The organism is Peptoniphilus sp. Marseille-Q6390 (assembly GCF_965119475.1).
On record NZ_CBCPLS010000002.1, the window covers coordinates 25,057 to 43,960 of the forward strand.

Below are 18,904 nucleotides of genomic sequence, written 5' to 3' on the forward strand. Positions count from 1 at the left end.
TGTTTTAACATTAAATATTTTAGATAGGAGGAAACTTATGAAAAATAAAAAAATATTAGGACTATTACTAGCAGGAGTAATGGTAACATCAATTCCATTTAACGTATTTGCAGATGAAAGACCTGCAGGCGATGCATCAAAAAAATCAACTGAAGTTACAGAATCAGCTGAAAAAAAACAACCAGCAGACCAAAAAGCTGGCGATCAAGCTGGTGCAGAGGTAGAAAATAGTGACGAACAAGGTGGACCAAAAGTAGGAGACCCAGAAGAAAAAGTTACTGTTAATTTCGTGGCTGTACTAGTTGAAGAAGGAAAAGAAAATTCGACAGAAGCTTTGGGTAGTGAGGTCCAAATCATTAAGGGAACTCAAATAGCCAAGGGACAATTACCACCAACAAAAAAAGTTGGTTATGAATTTGGTGGTTGGTATTCTAATAAAGAATTAACTACTGAATTTGATACTACAAAAAAATTAGAAGATGCAACTACAATTTATGTGAAATTCACTAAAAAAGCACCAGAAACTGAAAAAGTTAAGGTAACATTCGACTCTGATGGTGGAAGTAAAGTAAATCCTATAGAAGTCGAAAAAGGTAAGACAGTGAATGAACCAAGTCCTGCTCCAAAAAAAGATGGATTTAAATTTGTAGAATGGCAAAAAGATGGAAAGAAATTTGATTTTTCAAAAGCAATAAATGAAGAAGTCGAATTAAAAGCCAAGTGGGAAGAAGACAAACCAGCAGTTCCAGTTAAACAAAGTCTTTATATCTCTAACATTGAATACAATGGAAGATATGTAAGTGGTAAGGTAACAGCAGATGGAGAACCAGTTTACAAGGCTACAGTTACACTTAAAATTGATGGATCTAAAACTTCTAAGGCTAAAGAAACTGACATTAACGGTAACTTCACAATCGACTTAGGAGATTACTACAACTATTATTGGAACGACTACTATTATAGAAACGGAGACCGCTACTATAATGGCTACGAAGTTCGTAGAGACTCTGACGGAGATTACTACTACATTAAGGATGGTAAGAGAAATTATATTTGGTACTCAGATTATTATAGGAGATATAGAGACTATAAGGCTGACTTAGTTGCAGAAAAAGAAGGTTTCTATTCTACTGAAACAAATCTTTGGAAAGATGGATACTACTACAACAATGGAAGATATTATGGACGTGACTGGTGGTACAACAGATACGACGCTAGAGTTTATCCAACTGACATCTCAAGAACAAACTACTCAGCATCTGGTTACCTAAAGGGCTACAAGAACAGAACAGTTTATGTTTACGATGATGGAACTTATCTAGGATCTAGTAAAATAGATTCTGACGGTTACTTCAATGTGACTTGGAACTCTCCATACGTTTCAACTTCAAGAAGTCTTGAATACTATGTAAATGGAACTTCTACAAGTGATTCTACTTACTCAATGATTCCAGTTGTAAATGCACTTTCTGCTGGCGCAAGTTTTGTAAGAGGTAACGCAGGTGCTTACGCAGATGTTACAGTTTACGATGCAAATGGAGTAAGACTTGGTGGAACAACTGCAGGATCAACTGGTATTTATAATATCAGCCTAAACAGAGCCCTAGTGGCAGGCGAAACTATTAAGGTTGAAGCTAAGGAATCTGGAAAAGTTTCTAGATCTACTGAAGTTAAGATTGCAGGTCAAGAAGCAAAAGTTACTGCTGAAGTAAACTCACCTTCTTATATAGCAGGTTATCCTGATGGAACATTTAAACCTGGCAAGGAAGTTACAAGAGCAGAAGCTGTTAGGATGTTTGTAAGCCTTGTTAACAATGGAAAAGAACTTCCTAAGAACCCAACTACTAAGTTTAAGGATGCCAACAATAAATGGTATTCTGATGAAATCAACTTTGCAGTATCTAAGGGCTTCATCAGTGGTTACTCTGATGGAACATTTAAACCTAACCAAGGAATCACTAGGGCAGAATTTGCACAAATGATTGCTGTATTTGTTAAAGATGGTTATCCAGGATCTTCAAACTTCAAGGATGTAAAGGGTCACTGGGCATCTAATGCAATTGACCAACTTTACGGCAACAAGACAATCAAGGGCTTCCCTGATGGAACATTTAAACCAGATCAAAAACTTACAAGAGCTGAAGCTGTTACAGTTCTAAACTCTGTATTTGGAAGAAACACTAAGGCAACTTCCTTTGCAAATGTAAATACAAGCAGCTTGAGAAAATTCTCTGACGTGCCAATGAGCCACTGGGCATACTATGAAATCATAGATGCTTCTAATGGACACAATGCAGTTAAGGGCGACAAGGCTGAAGACGTAAGTGTTTGGCAATAAATTAAAATATAAATAGGACGGCTTATGCCGTCTTATTTTTTTGCTCTTGTATAGTGAACTAAAAATTTGAGAGAAAATTAAGTGAATAGAAGAAGTGAAAATTATAATAGAAAGCTATTAGCCAAGGCAAAATGGCACAAAAAAATCTGCTGGTCTCCCAACAGATTATTTTTATTTATTAAGCTTCTTTGACTTCCCTTGACCTCAAGGCACTTGTGCCAAGGAGGATAATGGAAATTGTGAGAAGAATGTGACCTATGCCGCTGATAGAAACAAGTCCAATCTCAGTTAGTCGCAATGGAATGTGTGAATCCACGAGGCCGTGAATAATCATTGAAGTGAAGGCCAAGTAAATTCCAAAGTTATAAAGATTAAATAATTTTTTAATTTTTTCATCGGCAAGGTCTGAATTTTTTATCAAGAGATAGAAAAGACCTGGAAGGACAAAGCCCAAAACAATTAAGTGGGTGTGGGCAAGGGACATGTACTTTGTCACATCAAAGACCTTGCTCAATTCCCTGTAGGATGCTCCGACAAGAATTCCTGAAAGGAGATAGGCGAAGGCATATTCCATTAGGTCCCTCTTAACAAAGTCCCTTTGCAAATTTTTGTAAAGCTTTAGGACAATCAAAACATACATGACAGTCTTTGGCATCATAAGCATCCCAACACTTGGATAAGTTTTTTTAAATAAAACTACTGGGATGTAGAAGAGGAAGCTAAAGAAGACGTAGATGTAAAGTCCCTTAAAGGCTTTAAGATTTCTATTCTTAAACAAGAGGACAATATCAATTATTCCCATGATAACAAAAGGAAGGTTTGAAATGAGATCCATCTTGGCGTCACTCTTAAAGGACATGAGAACTGTAACAAGTCTTGCTACAAAGAGGCCAAGCATTGTGAGGTCAAGTCCCTTATTCTTTAAGTCCTTTGTTTTCTTGATGTAGAAGTAAAACAAGAGATAAAAGACTGACATTGTAATAGAAGAAACCCTAGTCCCAATAAAGAGTGAAGTTGAATTAAGAACAAAGCCATTGTCCATGACGTTGGCAATAATTCTTGGGATTAGGTGGAAGGAGTCGCCAAGTCCAAGTAGTAGGGTCATTGCTCCGAGAGTCTTGCTGTCCTCGTGATTTATCAAAAGCATTCTTATGCCGAGAAAGATGACTAGACTTAGATAAAGTCCGTCAAAAAAAATTTCAAATTGATTCATTATTTATACCTCCTAACAACCATTTGATGTAGGTGTCACACACTTCTAAAAATTCTTCCTTTGAATAGTCTCTCGTTATGGACTCCTTTAGAAGCTGGTGGAAGATTGCCATGGTGAAGACCATGCGGTGGTAGTTTTCCTTTGACAAGTTTTTCATCAAAAAGTTTTTGCCGTGAGAGACAAAGGAATCTTCAAACAAGAAAAATTTTGCCACGTACAAGTTTTTTAAATTTTTGTCGTAGAGTTCTTCTGCCAAATAATCTCTGTAGGTCCAAAGAGTTTTCTCAAGGTCGCCCTTGTTTTCCTTGTAGAGAAAATAAAACTTGTGGTGGACCTGACCAGTTTCCCTTTGCAAGAGACTGTCATAGCAGTCCTCTAGGCTTTCAAAGTATTGGTAGAAGGATCCCCTTGCTATATCAAGTTTTTTTACGATGCCCGATACGCTAATCTTTTTGAGATCTTCTTCCTCGAAGTATTCCTTGAGGCTCTTATAAATTTCTTCTTTTCTCTTTTCGTCTAAGTTATTAAAAGTGTTTTTTGCCATGTTACCTCCAAAGTGACACCATGTCACTTGACCTAATAATAAATCTATTTATTATATTTGTCAAACTTTTTTATAAGTCTTTGTGAATTAAAATCTCAGGGCTTTGCATAAAATTTCTACTTAGTGAAAGGAAGGAAAGTCATAAAATCTTATAGCTTGATAAAAACTTATGAAGTTGTAAGAAAATGGAACTTAATGAAATAAGATAAAGTTGAAAGATAATATAACTTGATGAAAGCATATAAAGCTGTAAGATGTTAGGACTTAGCAAAGAAAAACAAAGCCATAAAAAGTATATCTTAATAAAACAAAAACAAAATCCTTGCACTTTAATTATATAAAGAAGTAATCTGATATGTTAAATGTTCCATTCTTAGGGTATAATATAATTAGAAAAAATATATTAAATAAATAGGAGGCAAGAGATGAAAATATTAGTACCAATTGACGGATCAAAGAGTTCAAAAAAATCAATTGACGTTGCAAGAGACATGGGAGAAAAGTTAGGTGCTGAACTACTTATCCTCACAGTGACACCAGAAACTTCTATTTTTGAGCAATATCCAGCAAACTTCAACTTCACACTTGAAATTGACAAGGCAAATGTTGAGAGAGCTGAAATGATACTTAAGGATGCAGAAAGTGATTTAAAGGGGTACCCATACAATGTGGAAACTTTTTACACTTCAGGCAATCCAGGCGAACAAATTTGTAAGTTCGCAGACGAAAAAGATGTAGACTTTATTATCATGGGTAACAGGGGACTTGGTGCTTTCTCAAGAACTCTACTTGGCTCAGTATCAAATAAGGTTATAAATCATTCAAAGAAATCTGTACTTGTTGTTAAGGCAGATATTTAAAATAGGGACGGGTATCCGTCCTTTTTATTTTGCAAAAAATTAGTCAGGCATCTCCTGACTTTTTCTTTGGAAGAAATTATAGAATAAGAGATCTTGATTGCAAATTATAAGCTATGAAATTTATAAAAACCTTGTCACAAAGTCTCGTGACTTTATAAGGACCTAGGACTTAATAAAAAACCATTAAGTTAAAAGACTTCATAAGTTAACAAATTTTACTAAATTAAGATAATATTCTTACTAATAGTTTTTGTTTTTATGAAAGGGGAAATTGTTTTAAACAAAGAGTTTTTAATTAAATAAAGTCTTGAAAAACAAAGACATAATGATATAATAGAAATAACGTATGTTAATTAAATAACATTCTTTAAATTATTGTTAGGGGGATTTTAAATGGATTTAAAATTGGATAAGGAACATCTATTATTACAACAAATGTATCGTGCTTTTGCTGAAAATGAAGTAGAACCAGTTGCTGCTGATGTAGATGCAACTGAAGAAGTTCCTATGGAAAATGTTAAAAAAATGGCCAGATACGGTTTCTTTGGAATACCATTTCCTAAAGAATACGGTGGACAAGGTGCTGACTACCTAGCTTATGCTATGGCAGTAGAAGAACTTTCTAAGAAATGTGCTACTACTGGTGTAATTGTTTCAGCTCACACTTCACTATGCTGTGCTCCAATTTACGAAAACGGAACAGAAGAACAAAAGAAAAAATACTTACCAGATTTACTAGCAGGTAAAAAATTTGGTGCTTTCGGACTTACAGAACCAGGCGCTGGTACTGACGCAAGTGGACAAAGAACAACTGCAGTACTTGATGGAGACGAATATGTACTTAACGGTTCAAAGATCTTTATCACAAACGCTGGATTTGCTGATGTATTCATCGTAATCGCAATGACAGACAGATCTAAGGGTAACCACGGAATTTCAGCTTTCATAGTTGAAAGAGGAACTCCAGGCTTTACTGTTGGAGAACCAGAAGACAAGATGGGTATCAGAGGATCTTCAACTTGTGAACTTATCTTTGAAGACTGTAGAATACCAAAGGAAAATCTTCTTGGAAGAGAAGGTAAGGGATTCGCTATCGCTATGAAGACACTTGATGGTGGTAGAATTGGAATCGCATCTCAAGCACTAGGAATTGCTGAAGGTGCAATTGATGAAACTGTAAAATACACTACTGAAAGAAAACAATTCGGCAGAAGAATTTCTCAATTCCAAAATACTCAATTTGAACTTGCAGATATGAAGACAACTGCAGAAGCAGCTCAACTATTAGTTTATAGAGCAGCAGATGCTAAGCAAGCAGGCCTTCCATATGGACACTTTGCAGCAATGGCTAAACTATTTGCAGCTAATGCAGCTAGTGATATTACTAGAAGATGTCTACAATTATTCGGTGGATACGGATACACTCGTGACTATCCAATAGAAAGAATGATGAGAGATGCTAAGATCACAGAAATTTACGAAGGTACATCTGAAGTAATGAAGATGGTTGTATCTAGCTGGATGGGCGTTAAATAATCGGAAGGAGTAATATAAATGAATATAGTAGTATGTATTAAACAAGTACCTGATACTAATGAAGTTAGACTTGACCCTGTTACTAATACACTTATTAGAGACGGTGTGCCAAGTATTATAAACCCTGATGATAAATCAGGTCTAGAAGTTGCACTTAGACTTAAAGATGAAAATCCAGATATCCACGTAACAGTATTATCAATGGGACCTCCACAAGCTCAAGAAGCACTAAGAGAAGCACTTGCAATGGGCGCTGACGAAGGAATCTTAGTATCTGATAGAGCTTTCGGTGGAGCTGATACATGGGCAACATCTTGTACAATCACTGCAGCACTTGAACACCTAGATTTTGACCTAATCATTTGTGGTAGACAAGCAATCGACGGTGATACAGCACAAGTTGGACCACAAATTGCAGAACACATTGGAGTTCCACAAGTATCTTATGTAGAAGAACTTGAACTTGACGATGACAAAAAAGGTATCACAGTTAAGAGACAATTCGAAGACAGATACCACACAATTAATATTAAATTCCCATGCTTAATTACTGCAATCGCAGAATTAGCAGAACCTAGATATATGACAATTGGTAAAGTATTTGAAGCTTACCAAAAAGAAATCAGAGTTTGGGGTCTAGAAGATATTAAAGACAAACTTGACATGGCAAACATAGGACTTAAGGGTTCACCTACAAAAGTTAGAAAATCTTTCCCTAAACAAGGTAAAGGTAAGGGCGTACTTTTAACTGACTTAACTGCTGACGAAGCAGCTCAAGCTATCGTTGCTAAACTTCAAGAAAAGTATATTATCTAATTGGGGGTTTAAAAATGAGTAAAGATGTATTTGTATTTATAGAACAAAGAGACAATAAACTTGAAAAAGTTGGAATAGAACTTCTAGGAAAAGCAAGAGAACTTGCTGACGACCTAGGACAAGATGTTGTTGGTGTTTTACTTGGCGAAAAAGTAAAAGATCACGCAGACGTTCTTATTAGACACGGTGCAGACAAGGTTATCGTAGTAGAAGATCCTATGCTAAAAGAATATGTTACTGAACCTTACGCAAAGGCAATAACAAAAATTATCAAGGACAAAGAACCAGAAATCGTAATCTACGGTGCATCATCAATAGGCCGTGACCTTGCTCCAAGACTAGCAGCAAGAATCCACACAGGACTTACAGCAGACTGTACAAAACTAGAAATAGATCCAGATTCTAAAAACCTTATGATGACAAGACCTGCATTTGGTGGTAACCTAATGGCAACTATCGTTTGTGAAAACTTCAGACCACAAATGGCTACAGTAAGACCAGGCGTAATGCAAGCACTTGACAATGACACATCAAGAAAAGGCGAAGTTGAAGAATTCAAAGTTGACTTCACAGATGCAGACATGAATGTTAAAATTCTTGACATTGCAAAAGAAGAATCTCACAAGAAAGATATCACAGAAGCTAAGATCCTTGTATCTGGTGGACGTGGAATCGGTGGACCAGAAGGATTCAAACCACTTCAAGAACTTGCTGGCAAGCTAGAAGCAGAAATCTCTGCATCAAGAGCATCAGTAGACTCTGGTTGGATCACAAAAGATCACCAAGTTGGACAAACTGGTAAGACAGTTAGACCAGAACTTTACTTCGCAATGGGTATCTCTGGAGCAATCCAACACGTTGCAGGTATGGAAGACTCAGACCTTATCATAGCTGTTAACAAGGACCCAGAAGCAGCAATCTTTGAAGTAGCTGACCTTGGAGTAGTTGGGGACATCAACGCAGTTGTTCCAAAACTAATCGAAGCTATTGAAAGAGAACAAAGAATTAAAGCAGAAATTTAATCTAAATTAAATTTTAATTATAAGAAGAGGCTACAAATGTAGTCTCTTTTTTGTTGCAAAGAATTATGGACCCTGTAAAGATTAGGGGATGAGATAGTTTTTATGGCTTATAAATAAAGGGGAAGTTATAAGAAAGAAAAATTAAAAAACTAGAAAGCCATATAAATTTATTAAGTAGCAAGCTAGGACCAAGTCATAAAGAACTAGGAATTTATAAAAAGCTATGGACTAGTGAGAGCTTATAACTTTATAAAAAATTATAGGGAAGTAAAAAATTTTTGACTCATAAGCTAATAGAGCCTAGTAAAAATTAAAAAAAGAAAATTACTAGGTCAAAATAAATCCATGGAATCAAAAAATTTTTATAAATAAAGAATTTGAAAAAAGAAAAAAAGACAAATAAAGTTTTTTTAAAATACTAGAATTTTGCACTTAAAAGTGGTAAAATATCATTTAATATTTTTAAGTAGCATGATAAAGAAAAAGCAACTTAAAAATAAATAAAAATTAAAGAGAGGGAAGAAAGATGAACCAATCATATGTATTTTATAATGGTGAAATAGTAGAAGAAGAAAAGGTGTCTATAAGCATTAGGTCCAAGGTTGTCAACTATGGACTAGGAGTATTCGAAGGAATTCGTGCCTACTGGAACGAAGAAGAAGAACAATTATACGCCTTCAAACTTGTAGAACACTATGAAAGATTTTTACAATCAGCAAAAGTTGCCAATCTAAAAGTAGGATACACAGCAGAAGAACTAGCAGACTACACAATCGAACTTCTAAGAAAAAACGGATTTAGAGAAACAACTTACATCAGACCGATTGCTTACAAGGACGGAAAAACAGTTGGCATTAGTCTACACGGACACGAAGATGACTGCGTTGTTATCTACCTACAACCTATGGGAAAATATATAGACAAAGAAGCCTTCAAAGTAAAGGTATCATCTTGGGTTAGAATAGCAGATAACATGTTGCCACCTAGAACAAAGGCCACAGCAGGCTACCTAAACTCAGCCCTAGCATCCTTTGAAGCAACAAAAAATGGTTACGATGAAGCAGTCCTACTAAACAGAAATGGCTTTGTATGTGAAGGACCAGGAGAAAATATCGTCCTATACAAGAAGGGAAAACTAATGACTCCTCCAGCATCAGATGATATCCTAGAAGGAATCACAAGAGACCTTGTAATGAAACTTGCAAAAGAAGAACTTGGAATCGAATGTGTGGAAAAATCTGTTGCGAGAACAGAACTTTACAACGCAGACGAAGTATTCTTCTCAGGAACAGCCATGGAAGTTGCACCAGTAGTTGAAGTTGACGACATCAAAGTTGCCGATGGCAAACCAGGCAAGGTATGTCTAGAACTTAAAAAACTTTTCGCAGACCTAACACATGGTAGAAATCCAAAATACATGGATTCCTTGAGACCAGTTTACGAAAAATAAATTTTAATCTTATAAGAAATGAGTCAGTGGATCAGTCCACTGACTTTTTTATTGCAAAAAAATTTAAAGAAAAAATCTTGTAATATGACAATACAAAATAAAAATAAATATTTGATGTGGAATTAGCTTGAACAATTTTACACTGACTTTTATATACAAAATTAAATTAGTATTACAAAAAATTATTAATTCAAGCAGTCTAGAGATAAAATTAAAAAGATTTTCGAAAAGTAAATAAAAAATAAAAATACAATCTTAGGTTTAATAAAGTATAGTTTAATAGGATATAATAAAGTTAACAGAGAAAATAAAATCCGATAAAATAGGGAAAGAAGAAAAAATAAAAGTTCAAAAAAGAAGAAATAAAAATAATTATTTATTAATATAACGGGGCATATAAAAGAAGAAGATACAATAAACTTATAAAAAACCAGAATTAATTAAAGAAATCATATTAAATTTTCGTAAAAATGCTTAGATTAGGGATTCAATTGGTATAATATAGAATACGAGACAATAGAGGTAAACTATAACCGTAAATTTGAAGTCTTAAATTATACGGATTTTTTTATTGTTTGAATTACTTATTATTTATAAGTTTTATAAAGATATTTTAAAAAGGAGATTTTATAAGAATGAAGAACCCAATAAAGAATGGTAAAGAGGTCTTTGCTGTACTTTCTATGGCGACAGTAATGTCAATATCCATGTCTGTAAAAGTAGATGCAGCATCAGGAGCTGAATCTAAAATAGATACAGCTGCAGCAAGTGCTGCACATGCTGTAGTAGAAAACGTGGATAATGCACCTAGTGCAAATAAGGTTGAAGAAACTATTGCAGCTAAGGAAGATAGAGCAAGCCTTGAGGATACTAAAAAAGAAAATCTTTTAGAAGATGATAAAGCTATAGACCCGGGAAGTACTGGAGTAACTGGAGAAAATTCTGCATCAAAAGCTGACGAAGTATCTGGGCTTGAAGTTGCAGGTGACGAAAAAGCTGAATCAGCGAGACCAGCAGAAGAACAAGCTACTCAAGCTGAAACTACACAAGATAAAGCAGCTGAAGAAAATAAAGAAGACAAACTTGAATTAGGAGAAGAAAGAGAACCTCAAGCTCAACAAGCTGGGGAAACAGAGGTTAAAGCTTTTGAATTAAAAAATCCAACCCCAGTAGGAGTATATGATCCTAAGAATTTGACAGAGGAAGAAATTGAAAATGTCAAAAAGGCTGTAGTTAAAGCAAATCCAGATGTTAAAGCTAACTCTATAACAGTTTCAAATGATGGAAAAGTTATCTTTACTGACCCTGATGGTAAGGAACAAACTTTAGCTCCGGCTGAGACAGTGGTCAAAGATTACAGCATAGATGAATCAAAAATCAAAGACTTCGATGAATTTAAGCGCTATAGAGAAACCCAACTGGAACAAGGTAATGGTCCTGTTGCATCTTTTGATAATCTTGATCAAGAAAATAGGTTTATAGACGGCTATCGCTATAAGACCCTAGAACCAGGTGCAGCTAGCCCTGACAAGAAAAAATGGGGATATGAGATTGAGATAGACAAGGAAAAAGGTCAAAGGACCTATACCGATTTTGTATTTACAAATTCTGGTCTCCTTGGAGGAGTGCTTGCTACTGGAAATATTCCTGCAAAGTCACCAGAAGATGGCAAACTTGCAGAAGGATTTAAAGACCCTAACTATAAGGCTAATACAGAGGTTGTTATTGATAAAGCTGGTCGTCAATTAAACCTAAACGCTAATGCAACTGAAGAAGATCTTAAGTATATCAATAACCAAGATAATAAGAATATTGTCATGGCTTGGGAAGGAAAATATAAGGTAGATAATCCTAATGGTCTAAAAGCTACCGAAGGAGGTAGTGCCGCCTTCAACTTTACAGTCAACCCATGGCCAAATGAAAATGATAAGTTAAGTCTAATTAAGCTACAAGGTGAGTATAAGGATAAGGTCTTTGTACAAGGTCAAAAAGTAAACACAGGTGTCAAAGTTCAAAATCTTGATGAAAATGCCAAGAAAAGACTCGTTGGACAAGTCTATAATCCAAACACTGGTAAGGTTGTTCCTGGAGCAAAAGCTTATATCGACGAAAATGGAATTGTTCAAGTCGAAATGCCAGAAGGAGTAATTAACGAAGATGGTACACTAAACAAAGATTCTGTTTTCTATAAAGATAATGACTACAAAGGCATTCAATCCCTAGATGTTAAATTCTTTGCTCGTCCTAGAACAGAAGCAGAGTTTAGAGCAGTCGGTAAAGAAGCAAACTACGGTGAAGATAAATACACATCAACAGGTGCTGGTACAAAGACAATAAACCACAATGGTAAAGACGTTGAAGTAGATTTACAAGGTATAGACCGCTACGACCACTACAACCTTATCGGTAATTTGAAATTAAATCTTGATGATACAAGGTACTACGACCAAGGTTTCATGGATGGTAATGATAAAGATACATCTAAGCACACATCTTCTGAAGTAAAACCAGGTGAAGAGTTTGAAGTAAATCTTTACGTACCAGAAGATAAAAAAGATAAAGATGGAAATATTGATAAAGAATTATTCCCAAATCAAAAGTCACCAGAGGAAATGAAAGCTGCTAAGGATGCTAAACAAGCTATAGGTACTATTGATAGGAAGTTTATAGATAAGATTAATGAAGGCAAGAAAGAAAAAGATAAATGGAAGCTTGAATATGATGAAAGCACTCTTCCGACAACCTTCAAAATAACTCCACCACAATCCGCCAAGGCAGGAGATTTCGTAGCTGTACCATTAACTTATACCTACACAAATGGTTCAACAGACACTCATTGGTTCCACTTTGTAGTTCAAGAGTCTACTTATATAAGACCAGACTATGGAACAGAAGTTAACTTCCCATCTATAGAACAATCATTGCCTGCTAAGGTTGCAGATGATCCTAAGAGGATAGCGCCAGATAGTTATGCCCTTCCAGATACATTACCATCAGATGACCAAGGAAATAAGATTATTAAGGATGCTAAAGGTAATGACTGGGCTGTATCTGTTGATAAAAAGACTGGTAAGGTCAATGCTAAACCATTAGTTCCAACAAATTTCAATGGTGGAGAAAAGCTTACAGTACCAGTAATTGCTCACTATGTAGATGAACAAAAGCCAGGAGAAGACATAACTAGAGAGGTTGAAGCTTATTTCGTAATTGAAGAAAGAGCCAACATGACTCCTCGTTATAATGCTCAGGCAGGTAAGTCAGGAGATAAGCTTTCTTCAGATGTAATCCTAAATACAGAAGATAAATACAACAGAAGACCAGGCAAGTACACCCTAGATTCTCCAACATACACAGATGATAAGGGCAATACTTGGAATGTCTCTATAGATGAAGATACAGGTAAAGTTACAGCTACAGTGCCAAATGCAGAAGAAGGCAAGAAGATTGACGGAGCCTTATTAAACGTACCAGTTACAGCTCATTATTATGAAGAAGATGACAAGGGTGAAAAATTTGAAGTAGGCACAAAGAAGACAGAAGTCCAATTCGTGGCTTATGGTACTAACGGAAAAGTTGAAAAAACTGAAGAGATTCCTTTTGAAACAAATAGTAGAAAAAGATCCAAAGCTTAAAAAAGGCGAAATCAAAGTCATCACTGAAGGTAAAAAAGGATCTAAGAAAGTAACTTATACAATCGAAGATTCAAAAATTACAAAAGAAGAAGAACAAGAAATAGAAAAACCACAAGAACGTCTAATCCACGTTGGCGAAGGTGTAAATGATGGTACTCACAAGATTGAAGAAAAGGTTGAAGTAGGATTTGAAACTGAAATCCAATTTGACGATAGCCTTGCTCCAGGCGAAACCAAAGAAATTCAAAAAGGTGAAGCTGGAGAAAAGAAGAGAGACATCACTCTTACAATTGAAGATGGCAATGTAACAAAGACTGAAACAGGTGAGTTTACTGAAACTAAGGCTCCTAAAAAGAGAATAATCAAAGTAGGTAGAAATACCGAAGGCAAGGTAGAACACAAGGAAGAACTACCATTCAAATATAAGGTTGAAGAAGTAGATACACTTAAAAAAGGCGAATACAGAATTGTAAAACCAGGTAAGGTTGGAACAAAAACAACAACTTGGACAATCAAAAACTCCAAAGTCGATGGAGAGCCAACTGTAACAGAAGTTGCTGCAGAAGATGCAATTATCCAAGTAGGTAAGGGAACAAATGAAGGTACTCATGAAATAGTTGAAAAGAAAGCCTTAGATTACAAGACAGTAATCGAATACGATGAGAACCTAGATGCTGGTCAACAAGAAGTTGTCAAAGAAGGAAATCCAGGAGAACAAGAAAGAACAAACACTCTTGTAATCAAGGATGGCCAAGTAACTGAAACTAAAGAAGGCGAATTTAAGACAACCAAAGAAGCAACTGACAGGGTTGTAAAAGTTGGTACAAAACCAGTTACAAAAGTAGTAGAAAAACCATTCAACACAGAATATGTTTATGACGAAAACCTTGAAGCTGGAAAGACTGAAGAAGTAACTCCAGGTAAGAACGGCAAGGTTACTATCACAACAACTTATGACAAGGACCAAAAGAAGGTTGTAACTTCTGAAACAGAAGAAGCTGGCCAAAACAGAGTTGTTAAAATCGGTGGAAAGACTAACGGAACTGAAAAAGTTAAGGAAGAAATTCCATTTGAAGTTGAAGTTAAAAAAGATCCATCACTTAAGAAGGGCGAATGGAAATACGCCACAGATGATGAAGGAAATGAACTAAAGGGTGAAAAGGGCGAACAAGAAAAGACCCTAACTATCGTTAATTCAAAAGTAACAGAAACATCTGATCCAACAGTAACTAAACAACCAAAGAAGGCAGTTGTTTTAGTTGGCGAAGGAACTAATGACGGTAACCACGAAATAAAAGAAAAGAAAGAATTACCATTCGAAACTAGAATTGAGTACGATGAAAGTATAGAAGCAGGGAAAGAGGTAGTAACTGAAGGTAGTCCAGGAGAACAAGAACGAACAAACACTCTTGTAATCAAAGATGGTAAAGTAACTGAAACTAAAGAGGGCGAATTCAAGACAACTAAAGACCCTGTAGATAAGGTTATAAAAATTGGTGTAAAGCCAATTGTTACAGAAGTTGAAAATGGGTACGATACAGAGTATGAATATGATGATACCCTTGAAGCTGGAAAGATGGAAGAAAAGACACCAGGTAAGAATGGAAAGACAACTATCACAACATCTTATGACAAAGACCAAAAGAAACTTGTAACAAAAGAAGAAAAAACAGATTCAACAAATAGAGTAATAAGGGTTGGTATAAAACCAATAGTTGAGAAAGAGTCTATTCCACATAATACAGAATTTAATCACAATCCTGAACTTGAAGCTGGTACAAAAAAGAAAATCAAAGATGGTACTCCAGGCGAGTATACAATTACAACTACTTTCAACAAAGAAACAAAAATGCTTGAAACAAAAGTTGTAAAAACTAAAGAGCCTACTAATGAAGTGTGGGAATATGGTACTAAGACTGAAAAAGAAGTTACTAATGGAAGTGTTAAAGTTAAATCTGATCTTCCTTATAAAGTCATAATAAAAGAAGACAACACTATGGATGCTGGAACTTATAAGGTTGAACAAGAGGGAGAAGTTGGCGAAAAAATAACTACTATTAAGATTAAAAATAGTGAAGAAGAATCCAGAAGTGAAGAAATTACTAAAGAAGCTAAGGATAAGATTATAGTAGTAGGTACAAAACCAGCTACATGTCCAATTCCAGAAGATCCAGAAAAGCCAGGCAAAGAAGATCCAGAAAAACCAGGCAAAGAAGATCCAGAAAAGCCAGGTAAAGAAGATCCAGAAAAGCCAGGCAAAGAAGATCCAGAAAAGCCAGGCAAAGAAGATCCAGAAAAGCCAGGTAAAGAAGATCCACAAAAGCCAAGTAAAAACACACCTAACAAACCAGGGGAAAATACTCCATCAGAACTAGGTAAGAAGACACCTAATAAGCCAGGAGAAAATCCAAGTGAGGATCCAAAGAATCCACCGCAAGAATCTCCTGAAAATCCAAAGCTTGAAAAAGAAAATGATCCTAAAGTTTCTGAAGCTGAAAAGGTAAAGGAAGCTGAAAATGTAAAAGAAGCTGATGAAGAAATAGAAACTGAAGAAGCTAAGGTTCTTGCTCAAGTTGAACAAGAAGAAGATGAGGAAGCAAGTCGTGTAGGCAATGAAGCTGGCAAAGCTAATCTTGCTGGCGATGACAAGGCTCCTAAGACAGGCGACGCTGGTCTTGCACTTGAAACTGCATCAGCAGGTCTTGCATCAGGTTTATTACTTCTATTAGGTAGATTTAAGAGAAAAAAAGAAGATGAAGAATAAAAAATAATTTTTTGAGACAGTCCATGGGGCTGTCTTTTTTTATGACTTTATAAGAAGGTGGGACTAAATCAAAGAAAAGTATTTGATGAAAAGTTAAAAAGTCCTAAGAGCTTGTGACTTGATAAATATTTAGGACTTAGTGAGAAATAAGAGGTTCGCAAATTTTTATAAACTTATAAGAGAAGACAGGTCAATAAATTTTCACAAGCTAATGGTGGGAGATAGACTTATAAGTTCTTATGGCATTATGAAGGATGATAGACTTACAAATTTTTATAACTTTATGAAGGATGATAGACTTATAAACTTTTATGACTTTATGAAGAGTGATAGACTTATAAATTTTTATAAACTGCCAATAAATAAGAGAAAAAATTTTGATAATGACTTCCTCGACATATAAAATTTAATTGCCATAAATTAATTAAAAATCGTTAAGCATAAATCATTTATTCTATAGAAGAAAAAAATTATATTATGTAAAGAAAATTAAGATAAGCCTTAGACTTCTCCAGCTTAAATTTGTTGAAAAAACGGCGTCTTAAATGGTATTATAGAGAAAGGTGATATTATGAAAAAAACTTTATTGGCACTAAGTCTTAGCGGTCTTTTAATTTTATCTGGCTGCAAGGACAAGAAGGCTGAAAACATAAAAAATGAAAACTTAAATACAAACAAAAATGTGGCATCTGTCGAAGTCAACAAGGATGGGGACAAGCAAGAGATTGAATTTTATGACACCTTTGACACAGTAGTCCACATTGCCATCTACACTGATGATGATAGCTTTGCCAAGGAAAACTTGGTTTATGCCAAGGAAAGATACGAAGAACTTCACAAACTTTTTGACAACTACAAGACCTATCCAGACCTTGTAAACGTAAAGACAATTAACGACAATGCAGGCATCAAGCCAGTGACTGTTGACGACACCTTGTTTCAACTTATAAAGTCTTCCATTGACGACTACAATAACATTTCTCACAATACAAACATTGCCTTGGGACCTGTGACTAAGCTATGGAATGAGTATAGGGAACTTTACGAGGGAGGCAAGACTAAGGAAGAAGTTATTGCCCTAAAGGGTGAGGCCCTTCCAAGCGATGCAGAACTTGAAAAGTTACGTCCTCTTGTAAACATTGATAAGATTAAGTTAGATGATGAGAAACAGACAGTTTCTCTTGAAAAGGGAATGGAACTTGACCTTGGTGCAACTGCCAAGGGTTTTGCAACTGAACTTGTTGCAAAGGAACTTGAAGATAGGGGAGTTAAGTCCTGCGTAATTTCTGCTGGCGGTAATGTTAGAATTATTGGCAAACCAACAGATGGTAGGGACAACTTTAAGATTGGAATCCAAAATCCAGATCTTGAAAGCCATGACCAAGTTTTAGCATCTTTAAATGTTGCCAACACTTCTATTGTTACAAGTGGCGACTACCAAAGATATTTTGATCTTGATGGTGTGAGATACTGTCACATCATTGATCCTGATACTTTGAAGCCAGCCCACGAAATCAAGTCTGCAACTGTAATCAAGGAGGACTCTGGACTTTGTGACTTCTTATCAACTGCTGCCTTTAATTCCACTGATGATGAAATAAAAGAATTGTCAGATAAAACTGGAGCAGGAATTGTGTGGGTAGACAAGAACATGAATGTTAAGTCCACAGAAAACGCAAGCAAGTTTTTAGATAAGTAGGACCTGAGATGAGAAATAACACTCGAGCTTTAATTTTTCACATCTTAATAGTTTTTATAACCTTCGCTGTTGCTAGCTTGATTAACTTGTCTAGCCAGGTGAGGAACCTTGTCTATGGCAACCTTGCCTTCAAAGTTATCTTAGTGGGACTAATCCTTATCCTCTATTTTAATTTTGGCAAGGGACTATCAAAGAAGAATGCAAGGAGCTTGGACTTTTTTGCAGGCAATTTAATCTGGCTAATTGGACTAGTTTTATTTGCCTTTGCCTTTGTGGGCCTGGGAAGAGAAGTCTTTACAAGGTCAGTGGGAGGCTCCTATTGGAAGTTTCCATTGGAATTCTTTTTGATGCCTCAGGTTTATGCTATTAAGATTTTGGGAATATCCTACAATCCCCTAAGCCTTTTTGTGGCAAGTCTTATACCTGGTTTTATCTATGGGATTTCCATTAAGATATCAAGAGCTAAGATGATAAGAAGGAATAGGGCAAAAATGAGAAGAAGATAGGAGGACCTATGAAGGACAAATTATATAAATATGACATGGAAGAACTCTACCAGCTTACTGTTAAGAGGTTAGAGGACTTTGGAATAGAGTTAATAGAAATTGCAAAGCTTGTGCAAAAGTTGCAAGGAGATTATATTGATGACTTGAGCCTGGAAAGATGCCTTGAGAGTGTGGAAAGTGTTGTTAGGAAGAGGGAGTCCATCCACGCAATCCTAACGGGGCTTGCCCTAGACGACTTGGCAAATGAAGGCAAGTTGCCTGAACCACTCCAATAAATTATAAGAGATGACGAGGGCCTTTATGGAATCGATGAGATCCTTACTCTTGGAATTGTAAATATGTATGGGACAATTGGTCTCACAAACTTTGGTTATCTGGACAAGAAAAAAATTGGCATAATCAAAGACTTAGATGAAAAGAAAAAAGTGGAAAGAGTGACTACTTTTGCCGACGACTTGGTGGCAGCCATAGCTGCGGCAGCCTGTGCAAGAGTAGCCCATCAAAATAAAGAATAAATTTGCAAA

The 18,904-nt window shown here is 35.7% G+C and carries 13 protein-coding genes and 1 pseudogene; 12 read left to right on the forward strand and 2 right to left on the reverse strand.

All coding sequences use genetic code 11. The features are described from left to right. Positions 1 to 37 precede the first annotated feature (37 nt). Complete coding sequence (locus ACWPVO_RS05990; RefSeq protein WP_454207235.1) at positions 38 to 2,338, forward strand: S-layer homology domain-containing protein; 2,301 nt, start codon at positions 38 to 40, stop codon at positions 2,336 to 2,338. 178 nt (positions 2,339 to 2,516) lie between these two features. Here the strand turns inward: ACWPVO_RS05990 and ACWPVO_RS05995 are convergent, their stop codons facing one another. Continuing rightward, positions 2,517 to 3,551 carry a DUF2871 family protein gene (locus tag ACWPVO_RS05995; RefSeq protein WP_454207237.1) on the reverse strand — a complete coding sequence of 345 codons (1,035 nt, stop codon included), beginning with the start codon at positions 3,549 to 3,551 and terminating at the stop codon, positions 2,517 to 2,519. Further along, positions 3,538 to 4,095 carry a TetR/AcrR family transcriptional regulator gene (locus ACWPVO_RS06000; RefSeq protein WP_005957278.1) on the reverse strand — a complete coding sequence of 186 codons (558 nt, stop codon included), beginning with the start codon at positions 4,093 to 4,095 and terminating at the stop codon, positions 3,538 to 3,540. The genes ACWPVO_RS05995 and ACWPVO_RS06000 overlap by 14 nt, the downstream gene beginning before the upstream one ends. 425 nt (positions 4,096 to 4,520) lie before the next feature. Between ACWPVO_RS06000 and ACWPVO_RS06005 the strand changes: the two genes are divergently transcribed. The 11 genes and pseudogenes from ACWPVO_RS06005 to ACWPVO_RS06055 all read left to right on the forward strand — a co-directional run bounded on the left by ACWPVO_RS06005 (position 4,521) and on the right by ACWPVO_RS06055 (position 18,895). Then, on the forward strand, positions 4,521 to 4,955 hold the full coding sequence (locus ACWPVO_RS06005) for a universal stress protein (protein ID WP_005957295.1): 435 nt from the start codon (positions 4,521 to 4,523) through the stop codon (positions 4,953 to 4,955). Positions 4,956 to 5,348: 393 nt separating this feature from the next. Continuing rightward, positions 5,349 to 6,491, forward strand: a complete 1,143-nt coding sequence (locus tag ACWPVO_RS06010; RefSeq protein WP_148464724.1) for an acyl-CoA dehydrogenase — start codon at positions 5,349 to 5,351, stop codon at positions 6,489 to 6,491. An 18-nt stretch (positions 6,492 to 6,509) separates the two neighbouring features. Then, positions 6,510 to 7,307: an electron transfer flavoprotein subunit beta gene (locus ACWPVO_RS06015; RefSeq protein ID WP_412445995.1), complete on the forward strand. Its 798-nt coding sequence runs from the start codon at positions 6,510 to 6,512 to the stop codon at positions 7,305 to 7,307. 14 nt (positions 7,308 to 7,321) lie between these two features. Beyond that, positions 7,322 to 8,329, forward strand: a complete 1,008-nt coding sequence (locus tag ACWPVO_RS06020) for an electron transfer flavoprotein subunit alpha/FixB family protein (protein ID WP_454207240.1) — start codon at positions 7,322 to 7,324, stop codon at positions 8,327 to 8,329. A gap of 526 nt (positions 8,330 to 8,855) precedes the next feature. Then, on the forward strand, positions 8,856 to 9,779 hold the full coding sequence (locus ACWPVO_RS06025) for a branched-chain amino acid transaminase (protein WP_454207242.1): 924 nt from the start codon (positions 8,856 to 8,858) through the stop codon (positions 9,777 to 9,779). 635 nt (positions 9,780 to 10,414) lie between these two features. After that, positions 10,415 to 13,411 (forward strand): adhesin domain containing protein, encoded by a 2,997-nt coding sequence (locus ACWPVO_RS06030; protein ID WP_454207244.1) that lies wholly within the window; start codon positions 10,415 to 10,417, stop codon positions 13,409 to 13,411. After that, positions 13,377 to 16,175: a G5 domain-containing protein gene (locus ACWPVO_RS06035; RefSeq protein WP_454207246.1), complete on the forward strand. Its 2,799-nt coding sequence runs from the start codon at positions 13,377 to 13,379 to the stop codon at positions 16,173 to 16,175. Before ACWPVO_RS06030 ends, ACWPVO_RS06035 begins: the two co-directional genes overlap by 35 nt. A 139-nt stretch (positions 16,176 to 16,314) precedes the next feature. Then, the gene (locus ACWPVO_RS06040) at positions 16,315 to 16,578 is read left to right on the forward strand and encodes a hypothetical protein (RefSeq protein ID WP_412594368.1); all 264 of its coding nucleotides are present in this window, start codon (positions 16,315 to 16,317) and stop codon (positions 16,576 to 16,578) included. Between the two features lie 168 nt (positions 16,579 to 16,746). Then, complete coding sequence (locus tag ACWPVO_RS06045; protein WP_454207248.1) at positions 16,747 to 17,874, forward strand: FAD:protein FMN transferase; 1,128 nt, start codon at positions 16,747 to 16,749, stop codon at positions 17,872 to 17,874. An 8-nt stretch (positions 17,875 to 17,882) separates the two neighbouring features. Next, the gene (locus tag ACWPVO_RS06050) at positions 17,883 to 18,380 is read left to right on the forward strand and encodes a hypothetical protein (protein WP_412277304.1); all 498 of its coding nucleotides are present in this window, start codon (positions 17,883 to 17,885) and stop codon (positions 18,378 to 18,380) included. Positions 18,381 to 18,388: 8 nt separating this feature from the next. Continuing rightward, a pseudogene (locus ACWPVO_RS06055) lies at positions 18,389 to 18,895 on the forward strand (phosphatidylglycerophosphatase A family protein). Positions 18,896 to 18,904 lie beyond the last annotated feature (9 nt).

Excerpts from the sequence above, each read along its gene's own strand:
- ACWPVO_RS05990 (WP_454207235.1), top strand. The coding sequence starts at position 38 with ATGAAAAATAAAAAAATATTAGGACTATTACTAGCAGGAGTAATGGTA.
- ACWPVO_RS06015 (WP_412445995.1), top strand. The coding sequence starts at position 6,510 with ATGAATATAGTAGTATGTATTAAACAAGTACCTGATACTAATGAAGTT.
- ACWPVO_RS06005 (WP_005957295.1), top strand. The coding sequence starts at position 4,521 with ATGAAAATATTAGTACCAATTGACGGATCAAAGAGTTCAAAAAAATCA.
- ACWPVO_RS06000 (WP_005957278.1), bottom strand. The coding sequence starts at position 4,095 with ATGGCAAAAAACACTTTTAATAACTTAGACGAAAAGAGAAAAGAAGAA.
- ACWPVO_RS06020 (WP_454207240.1), top strand. The coding sequence starts at position 7,322 with ATGAGTAAAGATGTATTTGTATTTATAGAACAAAGAGACAATAAACTT.
- ACWPVO_RS06030 (WP_454207244.1), top strand. The coding sequence starts at position 10,415 with ATGAAGAACCCAATAAAGAATGGTAAAGAGGTCTTTGCTGTACTTTCT.
- ACWPVO_RS06025 (WP_454207242.1), top strand. The coding sequence starts at position 8,856 with ATGAACCAATCATATGTATTTTATAATGGTGAAATAGTAGAAGAAGAA.
- ACWPVO_RS06050 (WP_412277304.1), top strand. The coding sequence starts at position 17,883 with ATGAGAAATAACACTCGAGCTTTAATTTTTCACATCTTAATAGTTTTT.
- ACWPVO_RS06010 (WP_148464724.1), top strand. The coding sequence starts at position 5,349 with ATGGATTTAAAATTGGATAAGGAACATCTATTATTACAACAAATGTAT.
- ACWPVO_RS05995 (WP_454207237.1), bottom strand. The coding sequence starts at position 3,551 with ATGAATCAATTTGAAATTTTTTTTGACGGACTTTATCTAAGTCTAGTC.
- ACWPVO_RS06045 (WP_454207248.1), top strand. The coding sequence starts at position 16,747 with ATGAAAAAAACTTTATTGGCACTAAGTCTTAGCGGTCTTTTAATTTTA.